Here is a 12,581-nt window from a genome sequence, read left to right on the forward strand (position 1 = left end):
TGGACGCCTCGTCATGCCTCGACCTGGCTGACGTCCTGCACCTGCAGCAACCAGCCGCTCTGCTCCTGCAGGGGTTCGCCGCGCAGCCGCAGCCGCTCACCGGTCGACACCCACTGCCCTTTGGGCAGAGATATTTCCAGGCTCTCGCTGCCGTTGTCGAACACCCAGCGATCGGCGCCCAACGACTCCATCAAGTACCCTTCCATCTCCACTCTGGACTCGGCCTGCCAGGAGGGGGAGGCGGTATCACGGCTCTCGATGAAATCCCCCTGAACACCAAAGCTGGCCAGCCCCCACAGAATGGAGAGCCCGACGATGGATGATTGCATCTCTCTCTCCTGTTGGTTTGCTACCTTGAGGGCCAGTATGGGAAGAGAAAAATGAGTGCACCATGAACAAGGTGCCAAAGTGCTGGCAAGATCGCGAAAAAAACCGGCCCCATGGCCGGTCATGTCATTTTATGTCGTACAGGTCACACTACTTGGCCGCTTCTTCTGCCATCCGTGCAGCCCTTGGTTTATTTGTCCACATGGCCACCCCGCGGTGATCCGCACAGATCCCCTCGTCGGTGACCGCCCGCACCCGGACCCCGTCCTTGCAGATGGCCTGCCAGGCATCGGCATCGTCGATCTGCAGCTCGGAACGGGGATAGGAGGTATCGGCGCAGGCGCACAGCAGGATGGCAAACAGAGGGAGCAGGGATTGCATGGGTTTCATCGGGTCACTCCTGACGGGGAAAGGGATCAGCGCCCCAGCTGCGCCGCCACGCGATCGCAAAGCTGCTTGAGCTGGGCCAACTCAGCATCGGCCAGATCCACCTGATTGCGCAAGCTGTCCGCCAGACAGCACTCCCTGACCTCCTGCTGCAACTGGCGTCCCGCCTCGGTCAGACTGATGCACTTTTGCCGCTCATCCTCGTGGGAGACGGTTCGGGTCAGCCACCCCTTGCTCTCCAGCCGCTTGACGATGGGGGTCAGGGTGCCCGCATCCAGTCCGGTCTCCTGCCCTATCTCCTTGAGGCTGACCTCGTCCCGGGCCCAGAGCGAGAGCATCACCAGGTACTGGGTATAGGTGAGATCCAGCTTGTCCAGCAGCGGCCGATAGGCACGCATCACCGCATTGGAGGCGCTGTAGAGGGCAAAACAGACCTGCTTTTTCAATTCGCTCATGGAGGACCTCGCTGACGACAAGGGGGCAGTATACCCCATCAACTTCGGGGCTGAATAGTTTGCACACAAAACAGTTGCCAGCCCCCGCGTTCAGGACTACCCTGATTTTAGTTTGCACACAAACAAAAATACCAGGCCGCCGCCCGACGCGCGGCCCCACTGCCGGAGAATGCCCATGAATGCCATCAGCCATCAAATCCAACTGCTGCGTCGCCCCACCGGTCTCCCCACCCTGGAGGACTTCGCCCTCCGGGACGTGCCCCTGCCCGCCCTGCAGGAGGGAGAGGTGCAGGTCGCCAACCAGTGGCTGTCGGTGGACCCCTACATGCGCGGCCGCATGAGCGAGGCAAAAAGCTACGTTCCTCCCTTCCCCCTCAACGGTCCCCTCGACGGCGGCGCCATCGGCACGGTACAGGCATCGCGCCATCCCGATTTCAAGGTGGGGGACAAGGTGAGCAGCATGCTGGGCTGGCGGGATGCCTTCGTGGCAAACGCCGCCCAGCTCACCCGCCTGCCCGACACCACCCTGCCGCCCCAGCGCTTCCTCGGCGCCCTCGGCATGCCGGGCATGACCGCCTGGGCGGGCCTGCACAAGGTGGCACACCTGAAGGCCGGTGAAACCCTGCTGGTCTCGGCAGCCTCCGGGGCGGTCGGCACCATGGCGGTCCAGCTCGCCAAGCAGGCGGGAGCCAGGGTCATCGGCTCCACCGGCTCGGCCGACAAGGTCGCCTACCTCAAGACCCTGGGAGCCGATGCGGTGATCAACTACCGGGAGACCCCGGATCTCGACGCCGAGCTGGCCCGCCTCGCCCCCGAAGGCATCCACGTCTACTTCGAGAACGTGGGGGGCGCCATGCTGGATGCCGCCCTCAACCACCTGGTGGTGCACGGGCGCATCGTGCTGTGCGGCCTCATCGAGCAGTACAACAGCAACGGCCAGGCCAGCGGCCCGCGCAACCTCTCCCAGGTGATCCGCAAGCGCATCCTGATGCAGGGGCTGCTGGTCTCCGATCACTGGCAACACTACGGGGCGTTCCTGGCCGAGGCCATGCCGGCCTTCGAGGCGGGCACCCTCCAGGCCGAGGAGACCGTCAGCGAGGGGCTGGCCAGCATGCCGCAAGCCTTTATCGGACTGTTCCAGGGCCGCAATACCGGCAAGATGCTGGTCAGACTGCCCTGATCCGGAGGCATTTCCCATCTATTTAACAGATAGAATATCGCCAGACCCATCCATTTAAGCGATGGAAAATCGGCATCCGATCGCCCTTGAACAGGCGGCTTGCACAACGGGCCCATCCCCCCTAAGGTGGGCCCGTTTTCCCTGGCGCACCCCGCCGTCTCAGCAAGGAGCCTCCCCTATGTCTACCCCCTATCCCCGCGTCGGTGTCGGCGTCATTCTCACCAATGGCCAGGGCCAGGTACTGCTTGGCAAGCGCAAGGGCAGCCATGCCCCCTACTGGTCCATCGCTGGCGGTCATCTGGAATTGGGGGAGACCTTCGAGTCGGCAGCCATCCGGGAGGTGGCGGAGGAGATCGGCTTCGTCATCCGCCAGCCTCGCGTCATCGCCGTCACCAACAACCTGGAGACCTGGCGCGAGAGCGGCCTGCACTACATCTCGGTCACCCTGCTGGCAGAGGTGGACGGGGAGCCGCAACTGCTGGAGCCGGAAAAATGCGAGGGCTGGATCTGGTGCGACCCGCACACTCTGCCCGAGCCTCACTTCGATGCCAGTCGCCAGTCCATCGCCTGCTGGCTGGCGGGACAATGCTACCTGCCCCAGGCACAACCTGCCCCCTGACCCTCACCGGCAGGCTGCCGCGCGTCACCCCGGTTCCTCTCGTCAGCTGGCGGAGGCGACCAGCCACCCCGCCAGCCCCTGTTGATGGCAGGCAGCGCGGGAGGGCGTACCGTCACCAAACTGTCACTTTTTTGTCATATTATCCGGGCCAGGATGATGACGAGGAGGGGAAGATGGGACAGGTATTCATGCAGTTCTTGTGGCTGGGGTGCATCAGTGTTGGCGGGCCGGCCGCCCATATCGGCTATTTTCAGCGCACCTTTGTCCAGCGGCTGGGCTGGCTGAACCAGGCGGAGTTCGCCCAGTTGCTGGCCCTGTGCCAACTGCTGCCGGGTCCGGCCTCCAGCCAGCTCGGCTTTGCCATCGGTCGCCACCGTGCCGGCATCGGCGGCGCCCTGGCCGCCTTCGTCGGCTTTACCCTCCCCTCCTTTCTGCTGTTGCTGGCGGCCGCCGTCGGTCTGGGTCAGCTTGCGGGCAACCTCTGGCTGGACGCCGCCCTGCACGGCCTCAAGCTGCTGGCGCTCGTCGTGGTGGCGGATGCCGTGCTCACCATGAGCCGCCAGTTCTGCAAGACGGCGCTGCAACAGGGGGTCATGGTGGCCACCGCCGCCGCCCTCTGGTGCGCCCCCGGTCTTCTGACCCAGGTCGCCATGCTGCTCGGCGCGGCCCTGCTCTGTGCCCTGCGCGAGCCGCACCCGGGGAGTCAGGGCCCCGCGTCCACTCCGGATCGCCAGCCTCACTGGCCGACCCTGCTGCTGTTCGCCCTGCTGTTCGTCGGCCTGCCCCTGGTGGCGAGCGGCCCCGTCAGCCAGTTGCTGGCCGACTTTTACCGGGCAGGCAGCCTGGTGTTTGGCGGTGGTCACGTGGTGCTGCCCCTGTTGCAGGAGAGCCTGGGTCACCACCTGAGCGAGCAGCAGTTCCTGACCGGCTACGGCCTGGCCCAGCTGGTACCCGGCCCCATGTTCACCCTGGCCACCTACCTGGGCGCCGTGCTGTTGCCCGCCACTCCCCTCATCGGGGCGCTGCTGGCGACCCTGGCGCTCTTCCTGCCGGGTTTCTTGCTGCTCTGGGCGCTGGGCCCCTGCTGGCAGCACTGGCTGGCCCGCCCCCGTCTGGCGGGGGCCGTGGCCGGCATCAACGCCGCCGTGGTGGGGCTGCTGCTGGCGGCCCTCTATCAGCCGGTGTGGCAGAGCGCCGTGCTCTCCCCCACCGATCTGGCGCTGGCCGCCGTCGGCTTCTACCTGCTGCGGGTGCCACGGCTCCCCGTTCTGCCCCTCGCCGCCCTGCTGACGGGGGCCGCCCTGCTGCTGGCCTGACGAACCCGCGACAAGTCAGGCAGCGCCCGCCGGGCTGGCGGTCATGGCTCTTATCCCCGAGGGGAGGCAAAGAGAGCAAGATCCGTCAGGACAGCTCGGGCCCGTTGGCCGATAGTGGGCAGCACAGAGGAGAGACCATGGATCACAACCAGACAGAGGCCTACCGCCGACGCTTTCAAACGGTGACAGAGCACATCGAGCGCCATCTCGACGACGACCTGTCGCTGGAGCGGCTCAGCGCCGTGGCGCACTTTTCGCCCTTTCACTTTCATCGGCAATTTGCCGCTTACTGCGGCGTGCCGCTGGGGCGTTACATCCAGCTGCTGCGGCTGAAGCGGGCCTCTTACCGGTTGGCATTCGCGCCTCTGGACAAGGTGACTGATATCGCCCTCGATGCCGGCTTCCAGCATGGCGAATCTTTCAGTCGCGCCTTCAAGCAGACGTTCGGCCTGACGCCCAGCCAGTTCAGGCAGCACCCGGACTGGGCCAGCTGGCATCGCTGCCTGCCACGGCCCCCCACAAAGAGGATTGACCCCATGCGAGTCGACATCATCCAGTTCCCGCAGACCGCCGTCGCCGCCCTGACCCATCAGGGCCTGCCCGAGCGCATCAACGACACCGCGGCGCGCTTCATCCAGTGGCGCAAGGCCACGGGCGACTCCCCGGTCGCCACCAGCCGGACCTATGGCCTGGCGCCGGACGACCCCGCCACGACGGAGGGTGCGGCGTTTCGCTTTACCCTCTGTGGCAGCGTCGAGGCCCCCGTCGCCGAGGACAATGAGTGGGGCGTGAAGAATGCCCTCATCCCGGCCGGGCGCTGCGCCGTGGTACGCCACCACGGCTCCCACGACCTCCTGGCCGACTGTGCCCGGGCGCTCTACCGCGACTGGCTGCCCGCCAGCGGCGAAGAGCTGCGGGATTTTCCACTCTTCTTCCACTACCACAACTTTGTACACGAGGTGCCCACCCATGAGCTGGTCACCGACATCTACCTGCCGCTGGCATAGCCCGGCACCTGACAGGGGGAGATAAAAAAGCGGCGCCTCCGAAGGGAGGCGCCGCTGGTCGTGTCGGGGATCAGGCGTCGGGCTCGAAATCCAGGCTCAGGCTGTTGACGCAGTAGCGCTGGCCGGTCTCGGTCGGCCCGTCGGGAAAGACGTGGCCGAGGTGGGAGCCGCACTGGCTGCAGGTGATCTCCACCCGCTTCATGCCGTGGCTGTTGTCCTCGGTGTAGGTCACCGTCCCCTCGATGGCCCGGTCGAACGAGGGCCAGCCGCAGCCCGCGTCGAACTTGGCTGCTGAGTGGAACAGCACCTGCTTGCAGCAGACGCAGTGGTAATCGCCGCTCTTGCGGTTGTGCAGCAGGGCACCGCTGTAGGGACGCTCGGTCCCTTTCTCCCAGCAGATGTGGAACTGCTCTGCACTCAGCTTGTCGCGCCACTGTTCAGGGTTGTTACTGCTCATTCCGGCTCCTCACCACTGATAACGGTGCCCAGCATACCCAGTCAGGGCGCCTGGCTCTACCCCGCCAGCGGGAACTGTGATCCCGTTGGCAACACGGCGACAACATCCGCTGCCACCACCCCTTCGCTCGCCAGCACCGCCGCCGGCAGGGCGACCCGCTCCAGCAGCTTGAGGGAGTGGGCACGCCCCACCGCCACCTGCCGCTTGATGTCGTCCGGCAGGAAGGGCAGGCCGTCGTTGGTGGCGGTGTCGATGGTCTGGATCCACTCCATGCCCTCCCCCGGCGGCGGCAGGCGGAACTGGATGTCATAGTCGCTGGCGTTGAACAGCACGTACCAGCGCTCCCCGGAGCAGCCAATCATGCCGATGTCCATGGCAAACGCCTGCCCCATGGGGGCGTGCCAGTCCTGATCGGTGAGCTGATGGCCGTCCGGGTGATACCAGTTCACCTGGTGACAGCTGGTCGCCTTGCCGTTCCAGCCGTCGTCGCTCAGTTGCAGGTTGGAGAAGACCCCGGACTCCGCCCGCAGCGCCATCATCTGGCGGGTGAAGGCGAGCAGCCGCTCGTCCTCCGGGCGCAGTTGCCAGTTCACCCAGCTTATCTGGTTGTCCTGACAGTAGGCGTTGTTGTTGCCGAGCTGGCTGCGGCCCATCTCGTCCCCGGCCAGAAAGTGGGGCGTCCCCTGTGACAGCAGCAGGGTGGCGATGAGGTTGCGCTTCTGCTGCTGGCGCAGGTTGTTGATGCGCGGGTCCAGGGTCGGCCCCTCCACCCCGTGGTTGCTGGAGAGGTTGTTGCCGTGGCCGTCCCGGTTGTCCTCGCCGTTGGCCTGGTTGTGGCGCTGGTTGTAGGAGACCAGGTCCTCGAGGGTGAAGCCGTCGTGATAGCAGAGGTAGTTGACGCTGGTGTGGGGGGAGCGCCAGTTCTTCGGGAAGAGATCCCGCGAGCCCACCAGACGGGTGGCAAAATCCCCCATCTTGCCCGCATCCCCGCGCCAGAAGGCGCGCACCGTGTCGCGGTAACGATCGTTGATCTCCAGCCACTGGCTCGGAAACTGGCCGAGACGATAGCCGAAGGGGCCGATGTCCCAGGGTTCGGCGATGAGCCTGACCCGCGCCAGCACGGGATCCGCCATCATGGCCTTGAAGAAGGCGCTCATGGGATCGAACTCCCCCGCTTCCCGCGCCAGGGTGACCGCCAGATCGAAGCGGAAACCGTCCACCTGCATCTCGGTGACCCAGTAGCGCAGGGCATCGAGCACCAGCCGCAGGGTGTTGGGGTGATCCAGATTGACGCTGTTGCCGCAGCCGGTGACGTTGGCGTGGCGATGGTAATCCAGACCGTGGGCACCCGACTCGAAGGCGTAGTAGCCCGCGTTGTCAAACCCCTTGAGGGAGAGCATGGGGCCGTCGAAGCCCGACTCCGCGGTGTGGTTGTAGACCACATCCAGGATCACCTCGAGCCCGGCCCGGTGCAGCTCGCGCACCATTGTCTTGAACTCGGTCACCGCATCCTTCGCCCCGTAGCGCGGTTCGGGCGCGAAGAAGGCGATGGGGTTGTAGCCCCAGTAGTTGGTCAGCCCCAGCTGCTCGAGCCGGGGCTCGGACATGAAGGCCGCCACCGGCATCAGCTGGACCGAGGTCACCCCCAGGCCCTGCAGATGCTCGATCATCAGCGGGTGGCTGATGCCCAGATAGGTGCCCTGCAACGCCTTGGGGATGCCGGGGTGCTGGCGGGTGAACCCCTTGACGTGGGTCTCGTAGAGCACGACCCGCTCCGGCGGGATGCCGGGCTTGCCGACCCCCTGCCAGTCGAAGGCATCGTCCACCACCACCGACTTGCCCACCATGGCCGCGCTGTCCCCCTGATAGAGGGCGTCGTCCCAGTGGGTGGCACGGCTGAGCGCCCGGGCATAGGGGTCGATCAGCAGCTTGTCCGGGTCGAACAGCAACCCATCCTGGGGAGAGCCATGCACCCGGTAGCCATAGCGCTGACCGGCCTTGACGCCGCGCACGTGGCCGAACCAGTACTGGCCGCGCCGACCGGGCAAGGGGAGACGCGCCAGCTCCTGCTCCTCTTCGTCGAACAGGCAGAGCTCCACCTTGTCCGATTGGGGAGCCCAGACACAGAAGTGGCAGCCCGTCTCGTCCAGACGAGCGCCAAGCGGGTGATCTACCCCGTTTTCCATTTCAAACATCAGGACTCCTGTTTGATGAACAAGGTCGCGAGCGGCGGCAAGTCCAGCACCAGGCTGTGTGCCATCCCCTGCCAGGGGGTCGCCTCGGCGACGAAGACCAGACCCACATCATAGTTGCTGCCCCAGTAATGCTCGCTGTCGGTGTTGAGCACCACCCGATAGCGACCGGCAGCCGGCACCCCGAGACGGTAACCGATGCGCGGCACCGGGGTGAAGTTGCAGGCCACCACCAGCGGATGGGCCCCCAGCTTGTCGGCCCGCAGCCAGGCGAAGATGCTGTTGTCCGCGTCCTGATGATCCAGCCAGCGGAAACCGGCCTGTTCATAATCCGCCTGATACAAGGCAGGTTCATGACGATAGAGGTGGTTGAGATCCCGGATCAGCCGCTGCTGGCCGCCGTGCCTGGGGTACTGCAACAGGTGCCAGGGCAGCTGGGCATCATGATTCCACTCGTTGCTCTGGGCGATCTCGGTGCCCATGAAGTTGAGCTTCTTGCCGGGGTGGGCATACATGAAGCCCATGTAGGCGCGCAGGTTGGCGGCCTGCTGCCACTCGTCCCCCGGCATCTTGTAGAGCAGGGAGTGCTTGCCGTGGACCACCTCGTCATGGGAGAGGGACAGAATGAAGTTCTCGTCATAGTGGTACACCATGGAGAAGGTCATGTCGTTGTGGTGGTAGCGACGGTGAATGGGCTCTTTTTGCATGTAGCTGAGGGTGTCGTGCATCCAGCCCATATTCCACTTGAAGCCAAACCCCAGGCCGCCAAGGAAGGTGGGACGGGAGACCCCGGCAAAGGCGGTGGACTCCTCGGCGATGGTCATGGCGTGGGGGTACTTGCCGTACACCTCCTCGTTGGTCCACTTCAAGAGGCTGATCGCCTCGTAGTTGTGGTTGCCGCCATCGACGTTGGGCACCCACTCACCGGCGTTGCGGGAGTAATCCAGATAGAGCATGGAGGCGACCGCATCCACCCGCAGGCCGTCGATGTGGAACTTGTCGAGCCAGAACAGGGCGCTGGCCACCAGGAACTGGCGCACGGTGTCGCGACCGAAGTCATAGATGTAGGAGTTCCAGTCCGGGTGCCAGCCACGGCGCGGATCTTCGTACTCGTAGAGCGGCGTGCCGTCGAAGCGGGCCAGGCCGTGAGCATCGGACGGGAAGTGGGCGGGCACCCAATCCAGAATCACGCCGATCCCCGCCTGGTGGCACTGATCCACGAAGTATTTGAAATCGTCGGCCGTGCCGTAGCGGCTGGTGGGGGAGAACATGCCCACCGGCTGGTAGCCCCAGGAGCCGCTGAAGGGATGCTCGGAGACTGGCAGCAGCTCGATGTGGGTGTACTCCATCTCCTTGATGTAATCCACCAGTTCCACCGCCAGCTCGCGCCAGCTCAGGCTGTCGCCGTTGGAGTGACGCTTCCAGGAACCCACGTGCAGCTCGTAGATGGAAAGGGGCTGCTCGCGCTTGTCATTGAGCTGACTCTCGCGCCAGTCGGCGTCCTGCCACTGGTACTGGCCGTGGTCATAGACCACGGAGGCGAACGAGGGGTACTGCTCGCAGTAGAAGCCCACCGGGTCGCTCTTGTGGGGCAGGCGATTGCCCGCCGGGTCTTTCAGTTCAAACTTGTAGCGATCCCCGGCCTTGAGCCCCGGCACGAACAGCACCCAGTGGCCGCACTGGCTGCGCTGCATGGGGTGACGGCGGCCATCCCAGAAGTTGAAATCGCCGATGAGGCTCACCGCCGTGGCGCTCGGCGCGTAGACGGCAAAGCGTACCCCTTCCACCTGCTGGCCGAGGTGCGTCACGGTGCGCAACTGGGCGCCGAGGGTGTGGTAGAGGTTTTCCGGTTGCCAGGTGAGTTCCGCCAGCCCTTCCCAGGCGGCAGCCTGGAACTGATAGGGGTCGATGATGTCGGCACTGGCGTCGGCGTAGGTCGCGATGAGCTGGTAGGGGAAGGGATTCTTGCGGCGGGTGAAAACAGTTTCAAAGAGGCCCGCTTCGTCAGCGGCGGTCAGGGTGGCAACTATCTTGCCTGACTTGAGATCCCTGACCCGGACCTCGAGTGCATCGGGCAACCAGGCGGTGAGTTTCAGGCCTGGCCCATCCGGATTGGCCAGCAGGCCTAGATGGGAGAAGGGATCGGCACAGCGGGCGGCAACCAAACGTTCAACGGGCATCGACATTTCCTTTGATGGCTGAACATCCGCTTCGGCCGAAGCCGAAGCGGATGAAAGTGAGTCACATGTTGGCGTTCAAGGCTCAACGGCTGGCCTCGTCACGGGCCCGGCTCATCTTGCCCGCCAGATTCTTGAGCGCCTCGTCGGCGAAGATATCCTCCAGATCCCGGGAGAGCTTGCGACGCCAGTTGGGGTACTCGTAGCTGGTCCCCGGCACGTTGACCGGCTTGTCCATCTCCAGCCAGTCTTCGAGCTGGGTGCTGAACAGGGCACAGCTGCCGCGGGACATGTGCAGTTGCAGACCGTGGTTGAGCTCGGTATTCATGCCGACCCAGTTCACGTCGTGACTGATATTGCCAGAGATGACCCCATGAGCATGCAGGCTGTCAAGGATCCGCTGCTTGGCCTGGTGGCGATCAGCATACAGGGTCTTGAGTACGTCTTCATCCGGGTACAGGCCCAGTTCGCGTCCCAGCGCCAGATCGTCGCAGTGCCAGAAGCCTTTGAGGGTCGGCATGTCGTGGGTGGTCAGGGCGGACATCGCCTGCTCGGCGTAGTGCGCCGGGGAGATGAAACCACCATCGTCCTTGGAACGCTCGAAGAAGAACACCTTGTAGGAGTGGACGCCGTTCTCTTTCAGGGTCACGTCGATCCCCTCCGGCACGGTACCGAGATCCTCGCCGATCAGCAGACACTGGTTGCGGTGGGATTCCAGCGCCAGGATCCCCAGCAGATCGTTCACCGGGTAATAGATGTAGGCCCCCTTGGCGGCGGACTCTCCGGGCGGCACCCACCACAGGCGCAGCAAGGCCATCACGTGGTCGATGCGCAGGGCGCCGCAGGAGCGCATGTTGGCACGGAACAGATCCACCATGGGCTGGTAGGCGGCCTCGAACAGCTGGTTCGGGTTCATGGGGGGCAGGCCCCAGTTCTGGCCGAGGGGGCCGAGAATGTCGGGCGGTGCACCGACCGAGGCTTTCGGGCAGTAGAGATCCCGGTTTGCCCAGATCTCGGTGGAGCCTTCAGAGACGCCGACCGCCAGATCCCGGTAGATCCCCATCACCATGCCAGCGGCCTTGGCGCGGGCATCGGCCCGGGCCAGCTGCTCGTCAGCCAGGAACTGCAGATAGAGATAGAAGGCCACATCCTGCTGGTGCTCGGCCATCCAGGCCGCCACTTCGGGGTTGTGGTAATCGCGCAGCGCCTCGGGCCAGACCGGCCAGCCCCAGGCATTCTCGCCCTTGGCATAGAAGTGGGCCTGCAGGGCGTCAAACGCTGCCTGCTGTTGCAGGCTGTCACCGCCGGCAGCAACGAAGGCATCGAACGCAGCCTGACGCTCGACGCTGAAGCTGGCCTGGTCGAACACCTGGCGCAACATCCCGATCTTGGTCTGGATTACACCGGTGTAATCCACATTGTCCTTGACCCGCAGGGCCGTGAGGTGCTGCTGAAAGGCCGGGCTCGCCACCTCCGCTTTCAGGCGATCGTTGCCCAGGAATTCGGGCACCGCTTCCACGTCGATATAGGCGACGTTGAGCCAGCGACGGGAAGAGGGGCTGTAGGGGCTGGCACTCTCCGGGTTCGCCGGATAGAGGGCATGAATGGGGTTGAGACCGACGAAGTGGGCTCCCCAGGCGGCGGCATTCTCAACCAGCTGGCCGAGATCGCTGAAATCGCCGATTCCCCAGTTGTGGCGGCTGCGCAGGCAGTAGAGCTGGACGCTCGGGCCCCACACCTTGCGACCATTGGCGATGGGCGCCTGCTTGTAGCAGGACTTGGGGGCAACGATGAGACGCATGGTGGCCAGCGGCTCGTCATTGCCCTCTTCCAGCAGGATGAGCTGGTGATAACCCAGCGCAGGCTGCACATCCAGGGTGACGCGATAGGCCTGACACTCCATCTCCTCGAACTCGGCCACCCCGACCAGCTCACCCTCGATGGGAGTGAGTTGACCGGACAGCACTGCACCCTGCTCCTGCTGGAGCTGCCAGGTGAGGGCATCGTTGACGAATTCGATGGGGAGGCGAACCTCAAGAGTAACGGCGTCGCCGCTGCGTACCACCATCACGGGATCCAGCGCGCGCAGCCAGTGCTGGCGGTGCTCCTGCTCAAGCTGTTCGGACAGGGCGGCCTCGTCGTCGACGCGGTAGCCCATGGCGCCCAGCATGGCGGCCTTGCTCTCTTCCGATACCAGGGCCGGCTGGCCCCAGGCATCAACATACTCACTGGCAATGCCTTTGGCGGCAGCCAGCTGTTCAATCAGGGTGGTCATAGTTTGAGAATTCCCGCTGTGGATTCTGTCTACGCTATTTTGTGATTAATTTTTATGGTTGGTACTTGAACAGTGGCTCTTTGGCCATGCTAAACCGCGCACATTTTTACATATCTCCCCGGCTGGATGTGTGACCGGGCAGGCACTATTGTTGTTCTCTGCCACCGACTTTGCTGATGATGCATTCAA

At 64.5% G+C, this 12,581-nt stretch carries 11 protein-coding genes; 4 read left to right on the forward strand and 7 right to left on the reverse strand.

All coding sequences use genetic code 11. The features are described from left to right. Nucleotides 1-11: 11 nt before the first annotated feature. The 3 genes from I6L32_RS03295 to I6L32_RS03305 all read right to left on the reverse strand — a co-directional run bounded on the left by I6L32_RS03295 (nt 12) and on the right by I6L32_RS03305 (nt 1,169). A complete protein-coding gene (locus tag I6L32_RS03295) occupies nt 12-329 on the reverse strand; it encodes a hypothetical protein (protein ID WP_041211026.1) in 318 nt (105 codons plus the stop codon). 148 nt (nt 330-477) lie between these two features. After that, nucleotides 478-708 carry a hypothetical protein gene (locus tag I6L32_RS03300; protein ID WP_029313696.1) on the reverse strand — a complete coding sequence of 77 codons (231 nt, stop codon included), beginning with the start codon at nt 706-708 and terminating at the stop codon, nt 478-480. A gap of 35 nt (nt 709-743) precedes the next feature. Continuing rightward, nucleotides 744-1,169 (reverse strand): MarR family winged helix-turn-helix transcriptional regulator, encoded by a 426-nt coding sequence (locus I6L32_RS03305; RefSeq protein ID WP_029313694.1) that lies wholly within the window; start codon nt 1,167-1,169, stop codon nt 744-746. A 175-nt stretch (nt 1,170-1,344) separates the two neighbouring features. Here I6L32_RS03305 and I6L32_RS03310 point away from each other — a divergent pair, with 175 nt between their 5' ends. From I6L32_RS03310 to I6L32_RS03325, 4 genes are all read left to right on the forward strand, one after another. Beyond that, nucleotides 1,345-2,349: an NADP-dependent oxidoreductase gene (locus tag I6L32_RS03310; protein WP_049635933.1), complete on the forward strand. Its 1,005-nt coding sequence runs from the start codon at nt 1,345-1,347 to the stop codon at nt 2,347-2,349. Between the two features lie 178 nt (nt 2,350-2,527). After that, nucleotides 2,528-2,968: an NUDIX hydrolase gene (locus tag I6L32_RS03315; RefSeq protein ID WP_216944697.1), complete on the forward strand. Its 441-nt coding sequence runs from the start codon at nt 2,528-2,530 to the stop codon at nt 2,966-2,968. A gap of 173 nt (nt 2,969-3,141) precedes the next feature. Beyond that, nucleotides 3,142-4,284 (forward strand): chromate efflux transporter, encoded by a 1,143-nt coding sequence (chrA, locus tag I6L32_RS03320; RefSeq protein ID WP_049635934.1) that lies wholly within the window; start codon nt 3,142-3,144, stop codon nt 4,282-4,284. A 137-nt stretch (nt 4,285-4,421) separates the two neighbouring features. Then, on the forward strand, nt 4,422-5,291 hold the full coding sequence (locus I6L32_RS03325) for a GyrI-like domain-containing protein (RefSeq protein WP_053288131.1): 870 nt from the start codon (nt 4,422-4,424) through the stop codon (nt 5,289-5,291). Nucleotides 5,292-5,361: 70 nt separating this feature from the next. On the opposite strand, the gene msrB is transcribed toward I6L32_RS03325, so the two are convergent. The 4 genes from msrB to malQ form a co-directional block, all read right to left on the reverse strand. Next, nucleotides 5,362-5,748 (reverse strand): peptide-methionine (R)-S-oxide reductase MsrB, encoded by a 387-nt coding sequence (gene msrB, locus I6L32_RS03330; RefSeq protein WP_049635936.1) that lies wholly within the window; start codon nt 5,746-5,748, stop codon nt 5,362-5,364. Between the two features lie 56 nt (nt 5,749-5,804). After that, on the reverse strand, nt 5,805-7,943 hold the full coding sequence (gene glgX / locus I6L32_RS03335) for a glycogen debranching protein GlgX (protein ID WP_216944698.1): 2,139 nt from the start codon (nt 7,941-7,943) through the stop codon (nt 5,805-5,807). Next, the gene (glgB, locus tag I6L32_RS03340) at nt 7,943-10,120 is read right to left on the reverse strand and encodes a 1,4-alpha-glucan branching protein GlgB (RefSeq protein WP_069652455.1); all 2,178 of its coding nucleotides are present in this window, start codon (nt 10,118-10,120) and stop codon (nt 7,943-7,945) included. The genes glgX and glgB overlap by 1 nt, the downstream gene beginning before the upstream one ends. 82 nt (nt 10,121-10,202) lie before the next feature. Next, nucleotides 10,203-12,392 (reverse strand): 4-alpha-glucanotransferase, encoded by a 2,190-nt coding sequence (malQ, locus tag I6L32_RS03345; RefSeq protein ID WP_216944699.1) that lies wholly within the window; start codon nt 12,390-12,392, stop codon nt 10,203-10,205. Between the last annotated feature and the right edge of the window lie 189 nt (nt 12,393-12,581).

The sequence above is a fragment of the Aeromonas sp. FDAARGOS 1402 genome, from assembly GCF_019046925.1.
GTDB classification, from domain to species: domain Bacteria; phylum Pseudomonadota; class Gammaproteobacteria; order Enterobacterales; family Aeromonadaceae; genus Aeromonas; species Aeromonas caviae.